This is a genomic window from Anoxybacillus ayderensis (genome assembly GCF_000833605.1).
In the GTDB taxonomy this organism is placed as follows: domain Bacteria; phylum Bacillota; class Bacilli; order Bacillales; family Anoxybacillaceae; genus Anoxybacillus; species Anoxybacillus ayderensis.
In genome coordinates this window covers 169,871-191,533 of sequence record NZ_JXTG01000003.1, presented here as the reverse complement: position 1 = coordinate 191,533, position 21,663 = coordinate 169,871, and the positions used below count along the sequence as shown (strand labels likewise).

Annotated in this window: 30 protein-coding genes; 21 read left to right on the top strand and 9 right to left on the bottom strand. The window is 42.1% G+C overall.

What is annotated here, in order from left to right; all coding sequences use genetic code 11:
* The first annotated feature begins 1 nt into the window (after position 1).
* The 9 genes from JV16_RS05275 (at position 2) to JV16_RS05235 (ending at position 8,277) form a co-directional block, all read left to right on the top strand.
* Positions 2-1,450, top strand: coding sequence for an ABC transporter ATP-binding protein (locus JV16_RS05275; protein ID WP_035063401.1), 1,449 nt, complete (start codon positions 2-4; stop codon positions 1,448-1,450).
* Positions 1,450-2,244: an energy-coupling factor transporter transmembrane component T family protein gene (locus tag JV16_RS05270; protein WP_021095497.1), complete on the top strand. Its 795-nt coding sequence runs from the start codon at positions 1,450-1,452 to the stop codon at positions 2,242-2,244. Before JV16_RS05275 ends, JV16_RS05270 begins: the two co-directional genes overlap by 1 nt.
* A 1-nt stretch (position 2,245) precedes the next feature.
* The gene (gene tenI / locus JV16_RS05265) at positions 2,246-2,860 is read left to right on the top strand and encodes a thiazole tautomerase TenI (RefSeq protein ID WP_021095498.1); all 615 of its coding nucleotides are present in this window, start codon (positions 2,246-2,248) and stop codon (positions 2,858-2,860) included.
* Positions 2,848-3,969 (top strand): glycine oxidase ThiO, encoded by a 1,122-nt coding sequence (gene thiO, locus JV16_RS05260; protein WP_042534596.1) that lies wholly within the window; start codon positions 2,848-2,850, stop codon positions 3,967-3,969. Before tenI ends, thiO begins: the two co-directional genes overlap by 13 nt.
* Positions 3,953-4,156 carry a sulfur carrier protein ThiS gene (thiS, locus tag JV16_RS05255; protein ID WP_042534593.1) on the top strand — a complete coding sequence of 68 codons (204 nt, stop codon included), beginning with the start codon at positions 3,953-3,955 and terminating at the stop codon, positions 4,154-4,156. Before thiO ends, thiS begins: the two co-directional genes overlap by 17 nt.
* Before the next feature lies 1 nt (position 4,157).
* The gene (locus JV16_RS05250) at positions 4,158-4,925 is read left to right on the top strand and encodes a thiazole synthase (protein ID WP_021095500.1); all 768 of its coding nucleotides are present in this window, start codon (positions 4,158-4,160) and stop codon (positions 4,923-4,925) included.
* Positions 4,925-5,941, top strand: a complete 1,017-nt coding sequence (locus JV16_RS05245; protein ID WP_042534591.1) for a MoeB/ThiF family adenylyltransferase — start codon at positions 4,925-4,927, stop codon at positions 5,939-5,941. The genes JV16_RS05250 and JV16_RS05245 overlap by 1 nt, the downstream gene beginning before the upstream one ends.
* Positions 5,942-5,945: 4 nt before the next feature.
* Positions 5,946-6,734, top strand: a complete 789-nt coding sequence (thiD, locus tag JV16_RS05240; RefSeq protein WP_042534589.1) for a bifunctional hydroxymethylpyrimidine kinase/phosphomethylpyrimidine kinase — start codon at positions 5,946-5,948, stop codon at positions 6,732-6,734.
* A 277-nt stretch (positions 6,735-7,011) separates the two neighbouring features.
* A complete protein-coding gene (locus JV16_RS05235) occupies positions 7,012-8,277 on the top strand; it encodes a hemolysin family protein (protein ID WP_042534587.1) in 1,266 nt (421 codons plus the stop codon).
* A 120-nt stretch (positions 8,278-8,397) separates the two neighbouring features.
* On the opposite strand, the gene JV16_RS05230 is transcribed toward JV16_RS05235, so the two are convergent.
* On the bottom strand, positions 8,398-8,598 hold the full coding sequence (locus JV16_RS05230; protein WP_003395655.1) for an alpha/beta-type small acid-soluble spore protein: 201 nt from the start codon (positions 8,596-8,598) through the stop codon (positions 8,398-8,400).
* Between the two features lie 225 nt (positions 8,599-8,823).
* Here JV16_RS05230 and JV16_RS05225 point away from each other — a divergent pair, with 225 nt between their 5' ends.
* Positions 8,824-9,066 carry a hypothetical protein gene (locus tag JV16_RS05225; protein WP_042534585.1) on the top strand — a complete coding sequence of 81 codons (243 nt, stop codon included), beginning with the start codon at positions 8,824-8,826 and terminating at the stop codon, positions 9,064-9,066.
* A 29-nt stretch (positions 9,067-9,095) separates the two neighbouring features.
* Here the strand turns inward: JV16_RS05225 and JV16_RS05220 are convergent, their stop codons facing one another.
* The 3 genes from JV16_RS05220 to JV16_RS15760 all read right to left on the bottom strand — a co-directional run bounded on the left by JV16_RS05220 (position 9,096) and on the right by JV16_RS15760 (position 11,419).
* A complete protein-coding gene (locus tag JV16_RS05220; RefSeq protein WP_021095505.1) occupies positions 9,096-10,208 on the bottom strand; it encodes an ABC transporter ATP-binding protein in 1,113 nt (370 codons plus the stop codon).
* Between the two features lie 111 nt (positions 10,209-10,319).
* Complete coding sequence (locus JV16_RS05215) at positions 10,320-11,201, bottom strand: PucR family transcriptional regulator (RefSeq protein WP_021095506.1); 882 nt, start codon at positions 11,199-11,201, stop codon at positions 10,320-10,322.
* Positions 11,202-11,269: 68 nt separating this feature from the next.
* Positions 11,270-11,419, bottom strand: a complete 150-nt coding sequence (locus JV16_RS15760) for a hypothetical protein (protein WP_009362015.1) — start codon at positions 11,417-11,419, stop codon at positions 11,270-11,272.
* A gap of 97 nt (positions 11,420-11,516) precedes the next feature.
* On the opposite strand from JV16_RS15760, the gene JV16_RS05210 reads away from it, so the two are divergent.
* The 5 genes from JV16_RS05210 (at position 11,517) to JV16_RS05190 (ending at position 15,869) form a co-directional block, all read left to right on the top strand.
* Positions 11,517-11,810, top strand: a complete 294-nt coding sequence (locus JV16_RS05210) for a hypothetical protein (RefSeq protein ID WP_021095507.1) — start codon at positions 11,517-11,519, stop codon at positions 11,808-11,810.
* A gap of 40 nt (positions 11,811-11,850) precedes the next feature.
* Positions 11,851-12,960 carry a DUF445 domain-containing protein gene (locus JV16_RS05205; RefSeq protein WP_021095508.1) on the top strand — a complete coding sequence of 370 codons (1,110 nt, stop codon included), beginning with the start codon at positions 11,851-11,853 and terminating at the stop codon, positions 12,958-12,960.
* Between the two features lie 63 nt (positions 12,961-13,023).
* Entirely contained in the window at positions 13,024-13,368 is a 345-nt protein-coding gene (locus JV16_RS05200; RefSeq protein WP_021095509.1) for a YlbF/YmcA family competence regulator, read from the top strand.
* Positions 13,369-13,439: 71 nt separating this feature from the next.
* Complete coding sequence (locus JV16_RS05195) at positions 13,440-14,300, top strand: Cof-type HAD-IIB family hydrolase (protein WP_021095510.1); 861 nt, start codon at positions 13,440-13,442, stop codon at positions 14,298-14,300.
* 69 nt (positions 14,301-14,369) lie between these two features.
* A complete protein-coding gene (locus tag JV16_RS05190; RefSeq protein WP_084220267.1) occupies positions 14,370-15,869 on the top strand; it encodes a coproporphyrinogen III oxidase in 1,500 nt (499 codons plus the stop codon).
* A gap of 19 nt (positions 15,870-15,888) precedes the next feature.
* Here JV16_RS05190 and JV16_RS05185 read toward each other — a convergent pair whose 3' ends face one another.
* On the bottom strand, positions 15,889-16,074 hold the full coding sequence (locus JV16_RS05185; protein ID WP_026011563.1) for a YhzD family protein: 186 nt from the start codon (positions 16,072-16,074) through the stop codon (positions 15,889-15,891).
* Positions 16,075-16,195: 121 nt separating this feature from the next.
* Between JV16_RS05185 and JV16_RS05180 the strand changes: the two genes are divergently transcribed.
* The 3 genes from JV16_RS05180 (at position 16,196) to JV16_RS05170 (ending at position 18,163) form a co-directional block, all read left to right on the top strand.
* A complete protein-coding gene (locus JV16_RS05180; RefSeq protein ID WP_021095513.1) occupies positions 16,196-16,363 on the top strand; it encodes a sporulation YhaL family protein in 168 nt (55 codons plus the stop codon).
* A gap of 103 nt (positions 16,364-16,466) precedes the next feature.
* On the top strand, positions 16,467-17,543 hold the full coding sequence (gene serC, locus JV16_RS05175) for a 3-phosphoserine/phosphohydroxythreonine transaminase (protein WP_021095514.1): 1,077 nt from the start codon (positions 16,467-16,469) through the stop codon (positions 17,541-17,543).
* Between the two features lie 98 nt (positions 17,544-17,641).
* On the top strand, positions 17,642-18,163 hold the full coding sequence (locus JV16_RS05170; protein ID WP_021095515.1) for a tryptophan transporter: 522 nt from the start codon (positions 17,642-17,644) through the stop codon (positions 18,161-18,163).
* A 46-nt stretch (positions 18,164-18,209) separates the two neighbouring features.
* Here JV16_RS05170 and yhzF read toward each other — a convergent pair whose 3' ends face one another.
* Positions 18,210-18,392: a membrane protein YhzF gene (gene yhzF / locus JV16_RS05165; protein ID WP_042534583.1), complete on the bottom strand. Its 183-nt coding sequence runs from the start codon at positions 18,390-18,392 to the stop codon at positions 18,210-18,212.
* 134 nt (positions 18,393-18,526) lie between these two features.
* On the opposite strand from yhzF, the gene JV16_RS05160 reads away from it, so the two are divergent.
* The gene (locus JV16_RS05160; protein ID WP_021095517.1) at positions 18,527-19,123 is read left to right on the top strand and encodes an HTH-type transcriptional regulator Hpr; all 597 of its coding nucleotides are present in this window, start codon (positions 18,527-18,529) and stop codon (positions 19,121-19,123) included.
* On the opposite strand, the gene JV16_RS05155 is transcribed toward JV16_RS05160, so the two are convergent.
* The gene (locus JV16_RS05155) at positions 19,103-19,444 is read right to left on the bottom strand and encodes a YhaI family protein (protein WP_021095518.1); all 342 of its coding nucleotides are present in this window, start codon (positions 19,442-19,444) and stop codon (positions 19,103-19,105) included. The two genes, JV16_RS05160 and JV16_RS05155, sit on opposite strands and share 21 nt — an antisense overlap.
* A gap of 137 nt (positions 19,445-19,581) precedes the next feature.
* Here JV16_RS05155 and JV16_RS05150 point away from each other — a divergent pair, with 137 nt between their 5' ends.
* On the top strand, positions 19,582-19,761 hold the full coding sequence (locus JV16_RS05150) for a hypothetical protein (protein WP_021095519.1): 180 nt from the start codon (positions 19,582-19,584) through the stop codon (positions 19,759-19,761).
* Positions 19,762-19,796: 35 nt separating this feature from the next.
* Here JV16_RS05150 and JV16_RS05145 read toward each other — a convergent pair whose 3' ends face one another.
* Entirely contained in the window at positions 19,797-19,889 is a 93-nt protein-coding gene (locus JV16_RS05145; RefSeq protein WP_009362001.1) for a YjcZ family sporulation protein, read from the bottom strand.
* A gap of 165 nt (positions 19,890-20,054) precedes the next feature.
* Between JV16_RS05145 and JV16_RS05140 the strand changes: the two genes are divergently transcribed.
* Positions 20,055-20,888 (top strand): peptidylprolyl isomerase, encoded by an 834-nt coding sequence (locus JV16_RS05140; RefSeq protein WP_021095520.1) that lies wholly within the window; start codon positions 20,055-20,057, stop codon positions 20,886-20,888.
* A gap of 193 nt (positions 20,889-21,081) precedes the next feature.
* Here JV16_RS05140 and JV16_RS05135 read toward each other — a convergent pair whose 3' ends face one another.
* A complete protein-coding gene (locus JV16_RS05135; RefSeq protein ID WP_021095313.1) occupies positions 21,082-21,501 on the bottom strand; it encodes an HIT family protein in 420 nt (139 codons plus the stop codon).
* Between the last annotated feature and the right edge of the window lie 162 nt (positions 21,502-21,663).

The following is a 21,663-nucleotide window of genomic DNA, read 5'->3' as shown; positions in this document are numbered from 1 at the left end:
GGTGACATCGTTGATACACATTGAACAATTGCGGTTAAAGTTTCCGGGGGCGGAAAAACGGTTATTTACCGATGTATCGCTTTCGATCAAAAAAGGAGAAAAAGTGTTGCTTTTAGGTCCATCAGGGTGTGGAAAATCGACGTTATTACAAGTGATGGCGGGCATTATTCCACGCTCGATCGATGTGCCGATGAAAGCAAAAGCGCTTCATATTCCAAAGCAAGTCGGCTATGTGTTTCAAGATCCGGATGCGCAGTTTTGCATGCCGTACGTCGATGAAGAAATTGCGTTTGTCCTTGAAAATCTCGGTGTGCCACGTGCGGAGATGAAAGAAAAAATCGAGCGCGTTCTTCAACGCGTGCGCCTTCGTCTTCCGCACGTTCATGTGCCGATTCAAACGTTATCGGGAGGAATGAAACAGCGGTTAGCGATTGCCTCTGTCTTGGCGCTTGACCCGGATGTGTTATTTTTAGATGAACCGACAGCGCTTCTCGATGAAGAAGGAACAAAAGCAGTATGGGAAACGTTAAAAGAAGTAGCGGACGACCGAACAGTTGTTATCGTTGAGCATAAAATTGATCATATTCTCGATTTTGTTGAGCGCATCATTTTGTTTAACGAATGTGGTGAAATGATTGCCGATGGCCCAACGGATCATATATTTTCGACGTATCGTTCGTTTATTGCCGAACAAGGCATTTGGTATCCAGAAGTGTGGGAGATGTACGAAAAGCCAAAAACAGCGCAGCAGCCGTATCATCCGTCAGACGTGCTTTTACATGTGCAGTCGCTCCGCGGTTTTCGACAAAAAGAAGAAAAAATCACAGTCGATGATGTCGTCATTCGTGCAGGTGAATGGATTGCGGTCACAGGAGAAAATGGGGCAGGAAAAAGCACGTTGCTGCAAAGCTTCATGAAGTTAATTCGAACAGAAGGCGATATGTATTGGCGAGGAGAGCTAGTAAAAAATGATGGGGTATTATACGACAACATCGCTTTTGTATTTCAAAATCCAGAGTTTCAATTTGTTACAAATCGTGTAGATGATGAGCTAGCTTATTGTTTACGTCTTGAAAAACGCTCGGAATATGAAATAGAAGAGGAAGTAGAGAGGTTGCTTAGGCGGTTTCATTTAAGCGCCCAACGGCATTTGCATCCGTACCAATTGTCGATGGGACAAAAGCGGCGATTAAGTGTTGCCGCTTCAGTAACGGAGCGTCATCGCATATTGCTTCTTGACGAGCCGACGTTCGGGCAAGATGCAAAAAATACGTTTGCGTTGCTCGAATGGCTTGAAGCGTATCGACAACAAGGAAAGGCGATTGTCATGGTGACGCACGATGAGCGCATTGTTTCTCAATTTGCGACGAGACGATGGATCATTGAAAACGGAAAGCTTGTCGCCGATGAAACGATCGTGCCACGGACGCTTGTGCGAGGTGGGATATGATGAGATGGAGCATCGAACATAAAGAGACGTGGTTGCATGAAACGAACCCAACCGTAAAATTATTGTTATTTTTGCCGATGTTTATCGTTATTGTTTTTGTCCATAACCCAAACGTGCTCATCAACTGGACGATCGGCTTTACCGCATTATTTATGTCGTTTAGCGGTTATCGAATGAAGCATATGCTTTTGTTTTTCGTGCCGTTTTTCTTTATTTTCATTTCTACGTCGTTGTCCATGATTTTGTTTGGCAAGGGAGAGACGACGTGGTTTCGCTTCGGGCTCATTCATGTGACGGAAGAAAGTTTTTATCGCGGCGTTCATCTCGGATTCCGTACGCTTTTGTTTGCCATTTTTGGATTAATGTTTGCGCTTACGACAAAGCCGGTGTTTTTGTTTTATTCACTTATGCAACAAGCAAAATTGAAACCGAAATATGCGTATAGTTTTTTAGCAGCCATTCGTTTGCTGCCGATCATGCTGGAAGAATTTCAAACGGTGCATCAAGCGTTAAAGGTGCGCCGAGCGGCTAAAGCGAAAGGCTTTCGCGGGAAGCTTGAACTCATCAAACGATACGCGATTCCGCTTTTATCACAAAGCATTCGCCGCGCCCAGCGCATTGCGGTGGCGATGGAAGCGAAAGGATTTACAAATGAACGAGCGAGAACGTTTTATTATGAACTGACGCTCGGAAAATATGACGTGTATTTATTTGTTGTCATATGCATGATTGTTGCGATGGGGTATTACGTTGCCGATGCGTTTCCGTATGTTCCAATAAAGGATGTGCGTTAAGATGAAAGAGCTCCATCTCATCTCAACAGGAAAACAGTCAATTGAAACGTTTGTTCATATTTCATCGCTCGTACATTCATATGCCCACTTTATTCATATTCGTGAAAAACATCGTTCGGCAAAAGAGATAGGGATGATTGTGGAAAATTTGCTTGAAGTAAGTGTTCCACCACAAAAAATAATCGTCAACGATCGGGTGGACGTCGCCGTCGTTTATGGCGTTGGCGGCGTTCAGCTCGCCCATCATAGCCTATCTCCCAAACGAATAAAAGAAAAGTTTCCTTTTTTGCGCGTCGGTTGCTCCGTGCATACGTTTGAAGAAGCGAAGCGGGCGGAAAAAGAAGGAGCGGACTACGTCATTTTCGGACATATATACGAAACGAATTGTAAAGAAGGACGAAAGCCACGTGGGCTTTCATCGTTGCGTCAGTTGACAAGCCACGTACGCATTCCTGTCGTTGCTATTGGAGGCATTAAACCTTTCCATGTTCGTGATGTGTTCATGACGGGGGCAAAAGGAATTGCCGTCATGTCGACGGTGTTTGAGGCGGATGATCCGCTATATATGGTTCAACGATATCGGAAACAAATGGGGGCGAATACATGGACGTTTTAATTGTTGGGGGAGGCATTATCGGTAGTAGCATCGCTTTTGAGTTAGCGAAAAGGGGAGCATCAGTCGTCGTCATTGAACGGGGAGAGTTAGCGCAAGAAGCATCGTCGGCAGCAGCCGGGATGCTCGGTGCACACTCCGAGTTTTCGGCAGACCATCCGCTCATTCCGCTTGCTTTGGCGAGCCAAGCGGCATTTCCAGCCGTTATTGCCGAACTGCGAGAGTTAACAAATATTGAAGTCGGATGGAATGAAGCGGGAATGTTAAAGCTCGCGACAACAGCAGAAGAGTACGGAGAATTAACGGAACATTATGAATTTTGGAGGCGTATACAACCGCAGCACGTTCGCTGGTTAACTCCTGAAGAAGTGGTAGATATTGAACGAAACGTTCGGAATGAATATGGTGCGATGTACACGATCGATCAACAAGTGGACGCGAAACAGCTCTCGCTCGCTTTTGCTCATGGAGCGATGGCGAAAGGGGCGCGTTTTTTACCATATACCGAAGCGTACGATTTTATTTTCGATGGTGAACGTGTTGTAGGAGTGAAAACGACGAGCGGAACGTTATATGCGGAACGTATCGTCATCGCGTGCGGTGCATGGACGCCGATGCTCGCAGAAAAGTTGCGGTTATCGCTACATATGTATCCGGTCAAAGGAGAGTGTGTTTCGGTGACGACAGAGACACCGCTTTTACAAACAACTGTATTTGCGAAAAACGGCTGTTATATTGTGCCGAAAGCGAACAATCGCCTTGTCATCGGCGCTAGCGCCATCGCGCATTCGTTTGCCAAAACGGTGCAAGCAAGTAGCGTGCATCATTTGCTAGCGCGTGCGATGCAAATCGTTCCGGCTATCGCTCATTCCACATTTGAAAAAGCGTGGGCAGGCATTCGCCCACAAACAAAAGATGGCATGCCTTATATCGGAGCGCATCCACAATATGAAAACGTATTCGTTGTGACAGGGCATTATCGAAACGGCATTTTGCTAAGCGCCATCACAGGAAGAGTTGTAAGCGATATGCTTGAAGAAAAAGACGTGCCATTTCATATGATGCCGTTTTCGCTAACGAGAAAGGGGGAGGGGCATGCGTTGCATCATTAACGGTGAGATGATTGACTTGCCAGCTCACATTCGTACTGTCGCTCAACTGTTACAACATTTTCGCATTCATGAAAAGATCGCGATCGTTGAAATCAATGCGAACATTATTATGAAAGAAACATATGAGCATACAGCCATTGCGGACGGTGATCGTATTGAAATCGTTCATTTTGTAGGGGGAGGATAATATGTTACAAATCGGTCCGTATACATTTCAATCTCGTTTACTGCTTGGGACAGGGAAATTTCCGAACATCGATATTCAAAAAGAAGCGGTTGAAGCGTCAGGGGCAGAAATTTTAACGTTTGCGGTGCGACGAATGAACATTTTTGCACCCGATCAACCGAATTTTTTAGAAAAAATAGATATAACGAAATATAAGTTGTTACCGAATACAGCTGGGGCAAAAACGGCGGAAGAAGCGGTGCGCATCGCCCGTTTAGCGAAAGCTTCTGGACTTTGTGATATGGTGAAAGTGGAAGTGATCGGGTGCGATCAAACGTTATTACCTGATCCGATCGAGACGTTGAAAGCAACAGAAATGTTATTAGAAGAAGGATTTATCGTTTTGCCGTACACGTCTGATGACGTCGTGCTAGCGAAACGACTACAACAGCTCGGTTGCCATGCGATTATGCCCGGCGCCTCACCGATCGGCTCAGGGCAAGGAATTATGAATCCGTTAAACATTCAATTCATTATTGAACAAGCAACTGTTCCTGTCATTATCGATGCAGGCATTGGCGGTCCAGCTGATGCAGCATTGGCGATGGAATTAGGTGCGGATGGCGTATTGTTAAATACAGCGGTTGCTTCAGCGAAAGATCCCGTAAAAATGGCAAAAGCGATGAAGCTTGCGATTGAGGCAGGAAGACTTGGATATGAAGCGGGACGCATCCCGAAAAAGAAATATGCAACAGCGAGTAGCCCAAGTGAAGGGATGAGCATCGTCTAATGGATCGCTATTCACGCCAACAATTGTTTGCGCCAATTGGAGAAAGAGGACAACAACATATTCGTGAAAAACATGTGCTCGTTATTGGTGCAGGAGCGCTTGGAGCGGCAAATGCAGAAACGCTTGTACGGGCAGGGATTGGGAAAATAACGATCATTGATCGCGATTATGTCGAATGGAGCAATTTACAACGCCAACAGCTATATACGGAAGAAGATGCAACAAACCGATTGCCGAAAGCCATTGCTGCTGCTATGCGTTTGCGAGCCATAAATGGCGATGTGGTCGTTGAACCGATTGTAGCTGATGCGGACGCTTGCTTGCTTGAACAAGTTGTTGCACGTGAGCGTCCGCACGTCATTATTGATAGTACGGATAATTTCGACGTGCGTATGATCATCAACGATGTGTCGCAAAAGTATGATGTGCCGTGGATTTATGGGGCGTGCGTAGGAAGTTACGGTTTAAGTTATGTCATCGTTCCGAATGAAACGCCATGTTTGCGTTGTTTACTTGAAGAAGTTCCGCTTGGCAACGCGACGTGCGATACCGTTGGGATCATTAGTCCGGTCGTCCATATGGTCGTTGCGCATCAAACGGCTGAAGCGTTAAAAATATGCGTGCACGCTCAAGTGAATCGAAAACTCGTTTCATTTGATATATGGCACGGACAATATCGCATGATCGATGTGCATAAGTTAAAAAAAGACGATTGTCCGTCGTGTAGTGAAAGACGAACGTATCCAGCCCTTCAATACGAAAATGAAACGAAATTTGCGGTGTTGTGTGGGCGTGAAACCGTACAAATTCGTCCTGCCCATCGAGGAGAGCGAGAGTGGACAACGCTTCTTTCATTTTTAACAAAACGTGGAATTCAAGTGGAACAAAACGACTATTTACTTTCGTTTACGGTCGATTCGCATCGCTTTGTTGTTTTTTCCGATGGGCGTGTATTGATTCATGGCACAAATGATGTTCAAGAAGCAAAGCGGCTATATTATCAATATTTGGGGTGAAAGCATGGTATATAAAGCGTTGACGATTGCTGGTTCAGATAGTGGCGGGGGAGCGGGTATTCAAGCGGATGTAAAAACGTTTCATCAATTACATGTGTTTGGCATGTCAGCAATTACTGCAGTTACTGCGCAAAACACGCTCGGTGTACAAGGGGTATACCCGCTTCCTGTTGAAGCGGTTGAAAAGCAAATTGATTCGATTGCTACCGATTTGCCGCCAGATGCTATAAAAACGGGAATGTTATTTAGCGAAGAAATCATCGAATGTGTTGCTTATAAAATGAAGCAACATCGGTGGACGCGAGTAGTCGTCGATCCGGTGATGATCGCGAAAGGTGGCTCGCCGCTATTGAAACAAGAGGCGGTCGAAGCGTTGCAACGGCATATGTTGCCGCTTGCTTATGTGTTAACACCGAACATTCCAGAAGCGGAAGTGTTAACAAATATGCAAATTGACACATTGGAACATCGAAAAGAAGCAGCGAAAAAACTTCATGACATGGGTGTGCGATATGTCGTCATGAAAGGTGGACACGGGGAAGGAAATGAACTTGTCGATCTTTTATACGATGGGGAACAATTTTACGAATGGAAAAGCAAACGCGTTCATACGAAACATACGCACGGGACAGGATGTACGTTTGCTGCCGCCATTACAGCACAACTTGCAAAAGGAAAAACGATATATGAAGCAGTAGATGTGGCGAAACGATTTATTCAAGCGGCGATTGAACAAACGCTACAAATTGGCGGTGGGCATGGACCGACAAACCATTGGGCATTTCATGAATAAAAAATGTTCACATCATTGACAAACACATTCGTTCTCACCATTGTTAAAATGAAAATGGGGAATATATTGATGGAGGGGACGAACGAGTGGAAGAACTTTCAATTACGCTCAATATTACGTACGTGTTGCTTTTAACGTTTTTTATCGGTACAACGCTAATCGAGTCATAAGAACGGCTGTGCATATGTACAGTCGTTTTCTTTTTCAGTTAAATTTGGTATCATTAACGTATATATTTATGATAACCAATACTTTTTATTAGGAGTGTGAATATTCATTGGGAGATTTGCCTCTGAGTTTAATTTTTTTACTCATTGCTTTAATTTTATTATCCGCCTTTTTTTCAGCTTCAGAAACAGCGTTTTCGAGCGTCAATAAAATTCGCTTGAAAAACTATGTGGACGAAAAGCGACGTGGCAGTAAAAAAGCACTATATATTGCAGAAAACTTCGACAAAGCCCTCTCTACCATCTTAGTCGGGAATAATATCGTGAACATTGCCGCAGCGTCCATCTCCGCCAAAGTGGCGACAGATTTGTTTGGCGGCAACACAGGTCTTGTTATTAGCACGGTCGGTATGACAATTTTAATTTTAATTTTTGGCGAAGTATTGCCGAAGTCATTGGCGAAAGAACATGCGGAGTCGTTTTCACTTCTTATTTCCGATGTGCTATATATGCTTATTCAACTATTTACTCCCGTTACAGCATTGCTTGTCATGTTGAAAAAACTTGTATCGAAATTCGTTGGCCATCAACCAGATACTCCTTCTGTCACAGAAGAAGAAATTAAAGTCATGGTCAATTTAAGTGAGGAAGAAGGGGTAATTGATAATAAAGAGAAAGAACTCGTCCATCGTTCGCTCGATTTTAACGATATTTTAGTTGGTGAAATTTTTACACCACGTATCGATATGGTCGCAGTGGAAGTGAACCAACCAGTTGAAGAAATTCGCGATATTTTTTTGCATGAACGATATTCACGCGTGCCGGTATATGAAGGAGATATTGATAACGTCATCGGCATTTTATCGGAAAGCGACTTTTTTAGTCAACTCGTACAAGGGAAAGAGGTCAACGTTCGCGCATTGTTGCGTACGCCACTATTTGTTGTTGAATCGATGCGCATCTCCACATTGTTGCCTGAATTGCAAAAAAGCAAAGTACATATGGCGATTGTCATCGATGAGTTTGGCGGCACATCGGGATTGATTACGTTAGAAGATATTTTAGAACAAATTGTCGGCGAAATATGGGATGAACATGACGAAGCGGTGAAAACGTTCCAGAAAATTAACGATTACGAATATGAATTTAATGCCGAATTACCGCTTGATGAGTTTTGTGACATTTTAGGAATTGATGAATTAGAAAGTTCTTCTCATACGCTCGGAGGGTGGGTGTTTGAAATGTTTGAACGCATCCCCACCGTTGGAGAATCGTTTGAATACGAATCATTAACCGTCACCGTTCGCCAAGTGGAAAACCGTCGTATTCGCAAAGTGCTCGTTCGCATTCGTGAACCAATTATGGAAAATGTGTAAAAAGGGAGCGATTCGCTCCTTTTTTGATGAAGGAATGGTCATCCGGAGAAAATTTTTACAAATCCAACACATGAACGAACGCAAAACCCCCAAGCGTTTGCTTGGGGGTTTTCAGCCATGTTATTTAGTTGTGTAAGATCCGCCTAATTGTTGTTGCGCCATTGCAACAAGACGTTTTGTAATTTCGCCACCAACTGAACCGTTTGCGCGTGAAGTTGCATCTGGTCCAAGGTTTACACCAAATTCTTGAGCGATTTCATATTTCATTTGGTCGATAGCTTGTTGTGCACCGTATACTAATAATTGATTTGTGTTTGCCATGTTCAATCATCTCCTCGTTACAAGTTTTTATGGTTGGGTTAGCTGGATTTGCACCAGCAACGCGTGATGATTTTCACGCTGCCAAGCTTGGCTTAACCCATCGAATGTTGTTTGCTTGTTTGTACTACTATTTTGGGGAAAAAACATTTTATTATTCTTTTTTTTGTGTGGTAATTTTTTGTGTAGTGGGAAAGATAATGGAAAATTACGAAGCGAGGGATGAATATGCACATTTGTCCGTTATGCAACGGTTTGCGAACAATCGTTTTTTATTGTGATCAATGTGGAGAAAAGTTAAAAGACGAAGGAAAATTAACGGATTATTTTGATGATTATAGTCCGTATATGGATGCAGATATGATGAAAATGGTTGATGGCTATGCACATACAAGAAAACAACACGTCTGCGTTCATTTGTTTCATTGTAATAATTGCGATGACGATGTTGTTCGTTTTATTCAAGAGTAAAAGCCCGCTCAAACGAACGGGCTCTGTTATTATTTCTCACTATTTGAACGAATACGTAATTCTGTGTTGACGTCGAAGAAATGTGCTTTATTCATATCTAACGCAAGATCGATCGTTTGACCTGCTTTGACGTCTGTGCGTGCATCGACACGTGCAACAAATTCTTGGCCGTTAATTTGAGAATATACCATAATTTCTGCGCCGAGCAATTCTGCCACTTCGACATGCGCGCGCACTTTTGTGTTTTGTGATGCTTCAAGAAATACTGGCTCGTCATGGAAGTCTTCTGGACGAATACCTAAGATGACTTCTTTACCGACGTAACCTTGGTCACGAAGCACTTTCATTTTTCCTTCTGGCACCGCGATTTTGACATCGCCGATGACAAATACACCGTCTTGAAGCACACCACGGAAGAAGTTCATCGCTGGTGAGCCGATAAATCCGCCGACGAAAATATTTTCCGGTTTTTCATATACTTCTTTCGGTGTACCAACTTGTTGGATGACGCCATCTTTCATAACGACAAGGCGCGTGGCCATCGTCATTGCTTCCGTTTGGTCGTGCGTGACGTAAATGGTCGTTGTTCCTAAACGTTGATGAAGTTTTGCGATTTCAGCACGCATTTGTACACGCAATTTAGCATCTAAGTTTGAAAGCGGCTCGTCCATTAAAAACACTTTCGCATCGCGCACGATTGCACGTCCTAACGCTACGCGCTGACGCTGACCGCCTGATAATGCTTTCGGTTTGCGATCTAAATATTGCTCAAGACCGAGAATGCGCGCAGCTTCCCGAACGCGACGGTCGATTTCCTCTTTTGGAAACTTACGCAATTTCAATCCGAATGCCATGTTATCATATACGCTCATATGTGGATAAAGGGCATAGTTTTGGAATACCATCGCGATATCACGATCTTTTGGCGCAACATCATTCATTCGTTTCCCATCAATGTAAAAATCACCTTTTGAAATTTCTTCAAGACCTGCGATCATGCGAAGCGTTGTTGATTTTCCGCAACCCGATGGGCCGACGAAAACGATAAATTCTTTATCTTGAATGTGTAAGTTGAAGTCTTTTACAGCTGTTACGTTGTTGTCATAAATTTTATACACGTGTTCTAAACGAAGCTCAGCCATGTGTATGCCTCCTCATGTAATCGATTTCATTTGATTTAAGCATATATAAAAACGAACGAACGGTAAATGGACATCGTGCACAAAAAAAGAAAACGTTTTCGGGCAATGTGCCTAGTGGCGTTCATAAAGTAAAATCGCTAAATAAACAGTCAGTGCCCCTTTAAACTGCTTTATATCAATGCCTGTTTTTTCGATGAGTTTATCAATGCGGTATTGTAAGCTGTTGCGGTGCATATGAAGCTTTTTTGCCGCAAGAGAGACGTTTAAATTGCATTCAAAAAACGTCTTCATTGTTTTCATCATATCATCATCTTGCTTGATCGCTTGTAAAAACGTCGTCGCATACGTGATGTCCTCATTGTTGATCAGCAAAAGAGGGAAGACGTCTTCGATGCAGTAGACGCGTTGCTCAGGCTTATGCTTTATGCCGATTTGAAAATACCGTTTTTCTGCAGCGAATATGTGCACAAGTTCAACAGCATGTGGGCACTTTTGTCCAATATATGCCCGCAATTGAATGTAAAAATCACTACATAACGTATCAATTAGTTCAGGCAAAGTAGAAGCGACGCTCTCTCCTTGTTGTTCAATGACGATAAAGTGCTGTTCTGTTTCTGAAATCATCGTCACGTCATAAGGGAAGAGCGATTGAATCGCTTCCATAAAATCATGTGCATCAACCGTTCCTTTTTGTATGTAAAAATAAATGAAACGTGTATGTGCCGAGCAAGGTAATTGTTCAAATGATTGTTTATCGTTTTGAATTAAAAAACGATGCCATGCTCGTTGTTGTTCGCTCATCCAAGCAGGCATAGGTTGATGAGATGTAAATAGGGTTGCTAAAAGTTCCCGTTCTTTCACGGTAAGCGCTTCTTTTTTTATGCCAAACAGCTCACCGTGGTCTGTGGCAAACCATTCATATTCCTCTTGCTTGCTCACATGCCCGTGTTCAATAAGCGCTTCTCGATAATATGCTCGTAATTTTTCTAACATGTATGCCCATTCCTTTCGTCTCCCATCACGATCATTATACAAAAAGCGGCGAGAAAATGCTCGCCGCTTTATTTCACTTCATGTGGCGGTTGTTCCGTTTGGACATCGCGCGCCTCTTCAATATTTGTTGCTTGATAGCACGAATATACGTATCCTCCTGCCATGCCTTCGTTAATCATTCGGTCAATATCCCATTCATAATTATCGCGTTCTTTCATGATCCATGCCCCCTTATTCGTTATTTTGTATAAATGAAACAAAAGTATGCATTGTTCATTGGTTGTCCACATATATTCATGACGAGAGGTGAAAAGGATGATTGTTCAGTTTTTACACGCATTAACGAATTACGATTTAGATAAAGAGGAAGAAGCACTCGTTCGTTATTTATATGTGTTGCATATGGGAAAAGAATGGGAGAGAAAACAGGAAGAAAAAAAAGATGGATGGTGCGAGCGGTTCGAGAAAATGAATATATATAAAGAAGCGTGGCTTTCGTCTGAACATGCGACAGAACGGGAACTGTTTCGCATCTTGTTATGTAAAAGTTTGAAACAGTTGCACAAACAATTATCACACGTTTGCACTCATAACGGACAAGCCCTATAATGAATGGTTAGAACAGCTTATGGACAGAAGGGAGATCATTATGGGGCTTTTTCTTTATTTATTGTTTATGATCGCGGTTGGCGCATTGATCGGAGGAATGACGAATTCACTTGCGATTAAAATGCTGTTTCGTCCGTATCGCCCAATGTATATCGCAGGAAGAAGAATCCCATTTACACCGGGATTAATTCCGAAGCGGAGAGAAGAATTAGCGGAACAACTTGGGCGCATGGTCGTTGAACATTTATTAACAGCGGACGGACTGCGTCGGAAGCTAAACGATGAAGCGTTTGTTCGGGATATGACAAACTATGTGCAAGAAGAAATCGAACGCTGGCTACAATCGGATCGGACGGTTGCCGATTGGCTTGAGCGATTCGGTGTTAAGCATCCTGAGCAAATCGCTGAAATGTGGATTGAAAAAAAATATAAAACGATGATGTCACAATATAGTGAACAACCGCTTTATCATATCATTCCAAGTGAGTTATTACAAAAAATTGATCATGCCATTCCTTCCATCGCCGATCGTTTATTGTTTCGTTTGCGCACGTATGTAGAGAGCGAGCAAGGAGAGCGGCAAATTGAACAGATGATAAATGAATTTTTACAAAGCCGCGGCATGTTTGGGAATATGATTCAAATGTTTCTTGGCAACGTCAGCTTAGCGGACAAAATTCGCCCGGAAATCGTGAAATTTTTACAAAGTGACGGGGCAAAACAATTACTCGTGCAACTATTTACAAACGAATGGGAAAAAGTGAAAGCGATACATGTGCAAGACGTGGAGCAAATGATCGGCCATGAAAAAATTGTGTTATGGATCAAGCGACTGACAGTAGCCGTTGTGCAAGAGCCGCTTCAGCAGCCGCTCGGTCCGCTTGTCGCTTCTCATGTGCGCGCTTCATTGCCGACATTCGTTCGTTTTCTTTTACAGTTCGCTTCTGAACGCATTGAACGATGGATGAAGCGACTTCATTTGCAAGACATCGTTCGAGAAGAAGTGGCATCGTTTTCTGTGGAACGGCTAGAGGAAATGATTTTAACGATTTCGCGCCGCGAGTTTAAAATGATTACGTATTTAGGGGCTTTGTTAGGTGGAGTCATCGGACTCATTCAAGGTTGCATTACGTTTTTCATTCAATTGTAGACATACAGCGACCGCTTCGCTCATATCGTAAAAAGAGAGGGAAAAAGGAGAGGAGCGTGTCGCATGGACGTCTTTCAAACTATTCACGAACTTTCGACAGCGATTCGTATGAGTGAACCGTTTGCCGAACTTCGTCGCGCTTATGAGCAAGTGCAACGCGACCCGACAGCACATCAATTATTTGCGAAATTTCGCACGTTGCAAAAACAGCTTCAACAAAAACAAATGAGCGGATTTCCGGTCAGCGATGCAGATGTCGAATTGTTGCAACAACATTTGCACGTCATTGAAATGAACGAAAATATCGCGCGGCTTATTCAGGCAGAGGAACGTTTAAACGAATTGTTTGCTCAAGCGATGGCCGCGATGATTCAACCAATTGAGCAGCTATATGACGGACACTCATGAAAATGGGTGTTCTTTTTTTTATACCCTTGTCATACGTATGAATGAAGCCATGACATCGAGGGGGGACGATCATGTATAAATTGCTTGCGCTCAACATTGACGGTACGTTATTAAAATCAAACGGAAAATTAGAGAAAAAAACGAAAGAAGCGATCGATTTTGTGAAGAAAAAAGACGTATATGTTACGTTGCTGACGTCAAGAAACTTTTTGTCAGCCAAAAAAGTGGCGAAAGCGTTGAAATTAGATTCGTATTTAGTGACATTTCAAGGCGCGCTCGTCGCGAAGTCGTTAGAAGAAAAGTTATATGAGTCGGTCATTCCGGCGCAAAAAACGTTTGATATTGTGCACGTGCTTGAACATTTTAACTGCAACGTTCGTTTACTTCATGAACGGTATTCGATCGGGAATCGAAAAAAAGTAAAAAACAATATGATTGCGAAAACGATTTTAGGGGATCCGTTTTTTTACCCAGCGCAATTTGTTGATTCATTAAGTGATGTGCTGCGCGATGATCCGATTGATGTCATGAAAATTGACGTCTTTTATTCAAACGAAGACGAATGTGATGACATCGTCGAAACGATGGAACGCGCGTTTCCAGAGATCTCCCTCACCATTAGTGACGGGAAAATCGAATTGTTGCCAAAAAACGTTTCAAAACTAAACGGGCTCATTCGTCTCGGAAACGAACTTGGTATTTCGTTAAAAGAAATGGTTGTGATCGGCGATCATATGGATGATATGCCAGCCATTGAAGCGGCTGGTCTTGGCGTTGCGATGGGGAATGCGCCAAATGAAGTAAAAGCGGTTGCTGATTGGGTGACGCGCTCAAACGAGCAACTAGGTGTGGCTTATATGATTAAAGAACATTTTCGAAAGCAACATCGCCCGCAATTTTTACGGCAAATTCGCACGACAGAGAAAAAATAATTTCCGTTTCTTGACGAGCTTTTCGCTTCTTCTGTACACTTAAATGAGTTTAATACTTTGAAGCGAAAGGTGATTTCATTGCGTATTGACATTTGCGGACTTGAGCCGGTTGATCGTTTTCAACGTTCTTTAGAGGTTATTACCGGTCTATTTTTTGAAGAGCAAACGCTCTCTTTCGCACGAACAGAAGAAGCGAATGTGCGTGTGACGATTCATGTGCAACAAGGAGAACAGCTCGTCGTTGTTGGTACGTTGCAAGATGAACATAGTCACACGTATGCGGCTCATTACGAACGGTTTTGGAAAACAGAAGAAGAAAAAGGACGCATGAAGCAAGTAAAACATGCCGTTTCGTATATATATTTATCACTATTACAGCAATATACAGGCGTTGTGCAACAGTGGGGGATTTTAACAGGAGTTCGTCCGGTAAAGTTACTTCATCAAAAATTACGTTCCGGTTTCACGAAAGAAGAAGCGCATCGCACATTGCGCGAAGATTATTTAGTGACGGACGAGAAAATTGAGCTTATGCAACACATTGTTGATCGTCAGTTGACGGTTGTGCCGGATTTATACGATTTATCGAAAGAAGTGAGCATTTATATCGGTATTCCGTTTTGTCCGACGAAATGTGCGTATTGTACGTTTCCAGCCTATGCGATTCAAGGAAAACAAGGGTCTGTCGATTCGTTTTTATTCGGATTGCATTATGAAATGGAGAAAATTGGACAGTTTCTGAAAGAGCGCAACATTCCAATTACGACAATTTATTACGGTGGAGGCACACCGACAAGCATTACAGCGGAGGAGATGGATGCGCTATATGCGCATATGTATCGCGTTTTTCCAAACGTCGAGCGCGTGCGTGAAATTACAGTTGAAGCAGGAAGACCAGATACAATTACATCGGAGAAGCTAGCGGTGCTGAAAAAATGGAACATCGACCGCATTAGCATTAATCCGCAATCATACATTCAAGAAACGTTGCGGGCGATCGGTCGTCATCATACGGTTGAGGAGACGATTGAGAAGTTTCATCTTGCTCGCGAAGCAGGCATGAACAATATTAATATGGATTTAATTATCGGTTTGCCAGGGGAAGGTGTTGAGCAATTTCATTATACGCTCGAACAAACAGAAAAATTGATGCCGGAATCGTTGACGGTGCATACGCTGTCGTTTAAGCGCGCTTCGGAAATGACGAAAAATAAAGAAAAGTATAAAGTCGCGGATCGTGATGAAATTAGTGAAATGATGAAGCGCGCGGAACGATGGACGAAGGAAAAAGGATATGTACCGTATTATCTATATCGTCAAAAAAATATTCTCGGCAATTTAGAAAACGTCGGTTATGCTTTGCCTGGTCAAGAAAGTATTTATAACATTATGATTATGGAAGAACAACAGTCGATTATCGGATTAGGATGTGGGGCATCGAGCAAATTCGTGCACCCAGAAACAAAAGCGATTACGCATTTTGCGAATCCGAAAGAACCGAAAGTGTATAACGAACATTATGAACATTACACGAACGAAAAATTAAAAATGATGGAACAATTATTTTAGCCCCGAGATGATCGGGGCTTTATCGATGAAATAAAATAAGTTTACCGCTTGATGTTGTGCAACGATGCGTTTTATGTTCTAACTGTTTTTCTTTTAATTTTTGTTCGCCAATTCGTTTTGCTTCGTCATCGTTGGCGGCAGTAAATGTTTCATCAAGCAGTTTTTCTCCTGTCTTTTCAAAAACGGTTAACGTATATGTTTTCAATTTCTCCACCCCTTTCCTTTGCATGTATTCGCTCCTTCGTAATCATTTCCTTCTTTTATACGTCTATTTTTCCGATTGTTCGCATATGTGTAAAGTAAGACAAGCTTAAAGGGGGATATGTATGCTTATTACATTGCTTCTTGCTGGGATTATAATTAGCGGATATATGGCCATTCGCACGGCGAGAGAAGAGCGAAAAATAGATGAAAAGTTGCTAGAGAAAGAAGGAGAAGTGTACATGGAGCGTATTCGTCAAGCGCGTCAGCAACGACAAAAGGCCTTGGAATAACAAGGTCTTTTTTCTTTTTTAAAAATTCACAAAAATTTTTCTTCATTTTTTTGCGTTTCGTGTTAGGATATATATTATTACATGACATGAGGGGGAGAAAAGTGTGAAGCGAGCGTACAATTTTAATGCAGGACCGTCTGCTTTGCCGCTAGCCGTGTTAGAGCGAGCACAAAAAGAATTGCTCAACTTTCAACAAACAGGCATGTCAGTCATGGAACTGAGCCATCGAAGCAAAGAATATGATGCGGTGCATGAGCGCGCAGAAATGTTGTTGCGTAAGTTGATGAACATTCCTGATACGCATGATGTGCTTTTTTTACAAGGGGGAGCAAGTTTACAATTTTCTATGGTGCCGATGAATTTGTTGAAGGAAGGGGAAGTCGGCAACTATGTGTTGACGGACTCATGGTCGGATAAAGCGATGAAAGAGGCAAAAAAAGTAGGGGCGACGCACGTAGCAGCTTCGTCGAAGGAGGAACAATATACATACATTCCGACGAATATCGAGCTGTCCGAGCGTCCTGCGTATTTGCACATTACGTCAAACAATACGATTGTAGGAACGCAATGGCGTGAATTTCCGAACGTGTCCGTTGATTTAATTGCCGATATGTCAAGCGATATTTTAAGCCGTGATATTGATGTGAGCCGTTTTGCGCTCATTTATGCAGGAGCGCAAAAAAATTTAGGACCTTCAGGCGTGACGGTCGTCATTATTCGGAAAGATTTGTTGGCGAAAGGGGACGACCGTTTGCCGACGATGTTAAACTATCGAACGTATAGCGAAAGCCGTTCGTTATATAATACGCCACCGACGTTTGCGATTTATATGTTATCGCTCGTGCTTGAATGGGTAGAGGAACAAGGTGGCGTGCAAGCGATCGAAAAGAAAAATGCGGAAAAAGCGGCGATATTATATCGTTGTATTGATGAAAGTGAAGGATTTTACAAAGGGCATGCAAAAAAAGAAAGCCGTTCGCATATGAATGTAACGTTTACGTTGCCAAACGAGGAGCTTACAAAGAAGTTTTTAGCCGAAGCGAAAGAAAAAGGGTTAATTGGATTAGCAGGTCATCGCTCTGTCGGCGGATGTCGCGCATCGATTTATAATGCGGTTGACATCGAAGCGTGCGAAGCGCTAGTGCAGTTTATGGACACGTTCCGAAAAAATATTTTTTGAAAATTTTTATTTTACGTCGGCACTTTAAAGTGCTATAATATTGTTAAACTTGTTTACAAGCTGAGAAGAGAAAAGAATGAGATGAGGAGAGATGAGAAATGAATACGAGAACGTTAGTATTATTATCGCTTTTTGTTGGGATCGGTGCGGTGTTGCACGCAGTCATTCCGGGGTTTTTCTTTGGAATGAAGCCGGATATGATGCTCACGATGATGTTTTTAGGCATTATGCTCTTCCCGAACAAAACGGCCGTTAGTTTATTAGCGATTGCGACGGGAATCATTTCGGGGATTACGACAAGCTTCCCGGGAGGATTTATCCCGAACGTTGTTGACAAAGTGGTGACGGCTACGCTCTTTTTTGGATTGTTGATGTTGTTTAAGACGAAAGTGACGCCAGTGAAAGCGGCATTGCTGACTGCAATTGGCACGTTTATTTCTGGTGCGACGTTTTTGGCCGTTGCTTTAGCGGTTGTCGGTTTACCAGGAGGAGCAACGTTTAGCGGATTGTTCGTTGCTGTCGTCATTCCAACAGCGTTTGTCAATACGATTGCGATGGTCGTCATTTATCCGATCGTACAATCGCTGATGAGACGAACATATACCGTTCCGCAACAATAATAAAAAGAACCCGATCGTTTATGGTCGGGTTTTCCTTATATCGTTCTTACTGCATGCGCAAAAGTAAAAAAGTCATAGCAATAAAAAAGAGAGCAAGGCTTCCAAATACACTCATGCGTTGCTTTAACACTTTTTTTGGGGGATACATGCGCGCTTTATTCAACATAGAAAATGTGGCAATCGTCAAATACAAAAAGATGAACCCAAGCGTCGCCGTCGCGATGACCATGTTTGTTCCTCCTAGTTCGAAAAGTCTATATTTTAATTTATTAAAAAATTCTAATATTTAATACTTTATTATTTATTGTTTTACTGGCATAATAAAAGATAAAAAGAAAGAAATATGACAAAGTGGGTGGAGAGATGAAAAGCACGGAACGACATTATTCTGTTAAAGAGGCGATGTTATTTAGTCAAAGGGTTGCCCAATTAAGCAAAGCGTTGTGGAAATCAATCGAAAAAGATTGGCAACAATGGATTAAACCATTTGACTTAAACATTAACGAACATCATATTTTATGGATCGCATACCATTTAAAAGGGGCATCCATTTCTGAAATCGCAAAGTTTGGTGTGATGCACGTATCGACGGCATTTAATTTTTCGAAAAAATTAGAGGAGCGCGGGTTGTTGTCGTTTTCGAAAAAAGAAGACGATAAGCGAAATACGTACATTGAGCTGACGGAAAAAGGGGAAGACATTTTATTAAAATTAATGGAATCGTACGATCCGAAACGGACGTCCGTTCTACAAGGGATTCAGCCGCTGTACGAATTGTACGGTAAATTTCCAGAAATGTTAGAAATCATGTGTATGATTCGCAATGTGTATGGAGACGATTTTATGGAAATTTTTGAACGTTCCTTTCAAAACATTGAGCAAGAGTTTGTTGAAGAAAATGGAAAGTTAAAAAAGAAAGATGAGCAAAAAGAAGTAGCTTCATTCGTTGAGCGTATGTAATAAACGTTGAAACTCTGTCATAAGCGGAACGAATAATTGTTGTTTTTTTAACGCGTCGATCGTCTCAGCAAGTGGAAGGTTCGGATGAAGCGCACTCGCAAATTCGTGAAAAAGCGAGGTGAAAATGACGAATCCTTCCTCTTTTTGTTGTTTATATTGTTCACTTAATTGTTCACAAAGGCGCAATGTATGTTCAACTTCTTCTTTCGTTAAGCCATGACGGATGACGAGCGCATAAAACGGCCTCGTTTCTGGTGCGATCATGTCCAACATGAGCGAACAATAATATTCGAGTTTTTCCATGCGTTGTTCGATGCTCATCTTTCGAAACTCCTTTTGTGTGCTTGTGTGTATTATTTTACAGGAATTGTTGCATAAATGAAATGTCCATTATTGATTTCTCGAAAAAATCGTTGTAAAGTAGGGGAGTAAATACATAAAACTAGGAGGGGAATGTTTTGGCGCTTTATTTTATACCCCTTGCGACAATTGTGCTTTTCATGATTAATCAGCTCACGAATTCACTTTGTATTCAAAAAGAAATTCCAGAAGAAAAACAACCGAAAGTGTTTCGCACAATTAACGTCCTTATTACGATCTTACTTATTTCTTCCTACATCGAAGTATTATTTGCGTAAAAAAGCTGACAGTGTCCCTGTCAGCTTTCATTCGTTTAGTATAACCAAGCTGCACCAACGATAATTAATAAAATAAACAACACAACGATTAACGCAAATCCGTTTGCATATCCTACTCCTGCACCCATAGACGACACCTCCTTTCGTATATGAAGGCGTTGCGACGCTTTGACAATGTATTGTATGTCAAAAGAAGCAAAAAGGTATGGGCGCATACGTGCTTTATTTTAGCTTTCGGAAAAAATATGGTATAGTATGTTTTGTGTATATTTATAGATAGGAGTTGTGAGGAAATGAAAAAATGGACAGTTGCAATGTCGGCAGCGGCCATGCTTGCACTTTCGGCTTGTAATAACGGATCAGACGTTGTCGTCGAAACGAAGGCAGGTAACATTACAAAAGACGAGCTATATAACGAAATGAAAGAGCGTTTCGGGAAAGATGTGTTGCGCGACCTTGTGCATGAGAAAGTGTTAAGCAAAAAATTTAAAGTAACGGATAAAGAAATCGATAAGGAAATCGAAAATTTAAAAGAGATGTATGGCGTTCAATATGATTTAGCGGTGCAACAAAATGGAGAAGAAGCGATTCGCAACATGGTAAAACTTGATTTGTTGCGACAAAAAGCGGCGATGGAAGATATAAAAGTGTCAGATGAAGAATTGAAAAAATATTACAATGAATATAAGCCGAAAGTGAAAGCGAGCCACATTTTAGTAGATGATGAAAAAACAGCAAAAGAAATGAAAGCGAAATTAGAAAAAGGCGAAGACTTTGCAAAATTAGCAAAAGAATATTCGAAAGATACAGGTTCTGCTCAAAACGGTGGCGATTTAGGTTGGTTTGGGCCTGGAAAAATGGTTGAAGAATTTGAAAAAGCAGCGTATGCGTTAAAAGTCGGTGAAGTAAGCGACCCAGTGAAAACGCAATTTGGCTACCATATCATTAAAGTGACAGATAAAGAAGAGAAAAAGTCGTTTGATGAAATGAAAGAAGAAATGGAATATGAAGTGAAAAAGAGCAAACTCGATGCATCGAAAGTGCAATCGAAACTCGATAAGCTTATGAAAGAAGCGAATGTCGACATTAAAGACAAATCGTTAAAAGACGCATTAAAAAGCGAATAAAACGTTTATAAGAAAAGCGCAAAGCGCCCGCCTATCGGCGAAGAGCGCACAAGCCCCACCGAGGAGGCTGTTGCCGCCGCAGTGTGGGGCGAAGCGACTCGAGCCGATGGCGCTTGGAGCTAGACATCAACTCCAAATTTTATACTTTCTTATCTTCGAACGGAAGAAGGTGCCCACGAGGACACCTTCTTTTTTATAGAGCTTGTTTAATTTGCGCAGCGATGTGTTGTAATTCATCAAACGTGTAGTCGCTCTGATGTGATTTCCACACAGCCCCAAATCCATCCCCTTTACCGTATCGCGGAATGATGTGCATATGATAATGGAAAACGGTTTGTCCCGCAATTTCTCCGTTGTTGCTTAAAATGTTGATGCCTTCTGGGGAAAATTGTTCACGAATCGCATTGGCGATTGTCGGAACGACCTCAAAGACACGTTGGGCGATGTCTGAAGTTAATTCATAAATATTTTCTTTATGTACTTTCGGTACGACGAGCGTATGTCCTTTCGTCACTTGACTAATGTCTAAAAAGGCGATGACATGCTCATTTTCAAATACTTTTGCAGCAGGAATGTCTCCGTTTATAATTTTACAAAAAATACAGTCGCTCATCATCACGCCACCTTTCTTTCCATTTTGTCTTTATTTTACCACAAGATTGTCGTTTCGAAAACGGAAAGAGCAGGATGCGCATCGCATCCTGCCCATTGAAGAGGGAGCTTCATGATTACGTGTCTTTTGGGAACACCTCATTTACGAGTAGAGTCCGTTACG

Bases quoted from the DNA above. Each gene is read 5' to 3' on its own strand.
- JV16_RS05270 (WP_021095497.1), top strand. From the start codon at position 1,450: ATGAGATGGAGCATCGAACATAAAGAGACGTGGTTGCATGAAACGAAC.
- tenI (WP_021095498.1), top strand. From the start codon at position 2,246: ATGAAAGAGCTCCATCTCATCTCAACAGGAAAACAGTCAATTGAAACG.
- thiO (WP_042534596.1), top strand. From the start codon at position 2,848: ATGGACGTTTTAATTGTTGGGGGAGGCATTATCGGTAGTAGCATCGCT.
- thiS (WP_042534593.1), top strand. From the start codon at position 3,953: ATGCGTTGCATCATTAACGGTGAGATGATTGACTTGCCAGCTCACATT.
- JV16_RS05250 (WP_021095500.1), top strand. From the start codon at position 4,158: ATGTTACAAATCGGTCCGTATACATTTCAATCTCGTTTACTGCTTGGG.
- JV16_RS05245 (WP_042534591.1), top strand. From the start codon at position 4,925: ATGGATCGCTATTCACGCCAACAATTGTTTGCGCCAATTGGAGAAAGA.
- thiD (WP_042534589.1), top strand. From the start codon at position 5,946: ATGGTATATAAAGCGTTGACGATTGCTGGTTCAGATAGTGGCGGGGGA.
- JV16_RS05230 (WP_003395655.1), bottom strand. From the start codon at position 8,598: ATGGCAAACACAAATCAATTATTAGTATACGGTGCACAACAAGCTATC.
- JV16_RS05225 (WP_042534585.1), top strand. From the start codon at position 8,824: ATGCACATTTGTCCGTTATGCAACGGTTTGCGAACAATCGTTTTTTAT.
- JV16_RS05220 (WP_021095505.1), bottom strand. From the start codon at position 10,208: ATGGCTGAGCTTCGTTTAGAACACGTGTATAAAATTTATGACAACAAC.
- JV16_RS05215 (WP_021095506.1), bottom strand. From the start codon at position 11,201: ATGTTAGAAAAATTACGAGCATATTATCGAGAAGCGCTTATTGAACAC.
- JV16_RS15760 (WP_009362015.1), bottom strand. From the start codon at position 11,419: ATGAAAGAACGCGATAATTATGAATGGGATATTGACCGAATGATTAAC.
- JV16_RS05210 (WP_021095507.1), top strand. From the start codon at position 11,517: ATGATTGTTCAGTTTTTACACGCATTAACGAATTACGATTTAGATAAA.
- JV16_RS05205 (WP_021095508.1), top strand. From the start codon at position 11,851: ATGGGGCTTTTTCTTTATTTATTGTTTATGATCGCGGTTGGCGCATTG.
- JV16_RS05200 (WP_021095509.1), top strand. From the start codon at position 13,024: ATGGACGTCTTTCAAACTATTCACGAACTTTCGACAGCGATTCGTATG.
- JV16_RS05195 (WP_021095510.1), top strand. From the start codon at position 13,440: ATGTATAAATTGCTTGCGCTCAACATTGACGGTACGTTATTAAAATCA.
- JV16_RS05180 (WP_021095513.1), top strand. From the start codon at position 16,196: ATGCTTATTACATTGCTTCTTGCTGGGATTATAATTAGCGGATATATG.
- JV16_RS05170 (WP_021095515.1), top strand. From the start codon at position 17,642: ATGAATACGAGAACGTTAGTATTATTATCGCTTTTTGTTGGGATCGGT.
- yhzF (WP_042534583.1), bottom strand. From the start codon at position 18,392: ATGGTCATCGCGACGGCGACGCTTGGGTTCATCTTTTTGTATTTGACG.
- JV16_RS05160 (WP_021095517.1), top strand. From the start codon at position 18,527: ATGAAAAGCACGGAACGACATTATTCTGTTAAAGAGGCGATGTTATTT.
- JV16_RS05155 (WP_021095518.1), bottom strand. From the start codon at position 19,444: ATGAGCATCGAACAACGCATGGAAAAACTCGAATATTATTGTTCGCTC.
- JV16_RS05145 (WP_009362001.1), bottom strand. From the start codon at position 19,889: ATGGGTGCAGGAGTAGGATATGCAAACGGATTTGCGTTAATCGTTGTG.
- JV16_RS05140 (WP_021095520.1), top strand. From the start codon at position 20,055: ATGAAAAAATGGACAGTTGCAATGTCGGCAGCGGCCATGCTTGCACTT.
- JV16_RS05135 (WP_021095313.1), bottom strand. From the start codon at position 21,501: ATGAGCGACTGTATTTTTTGTAAAATTATAAACGGAGACATTCCTGCT.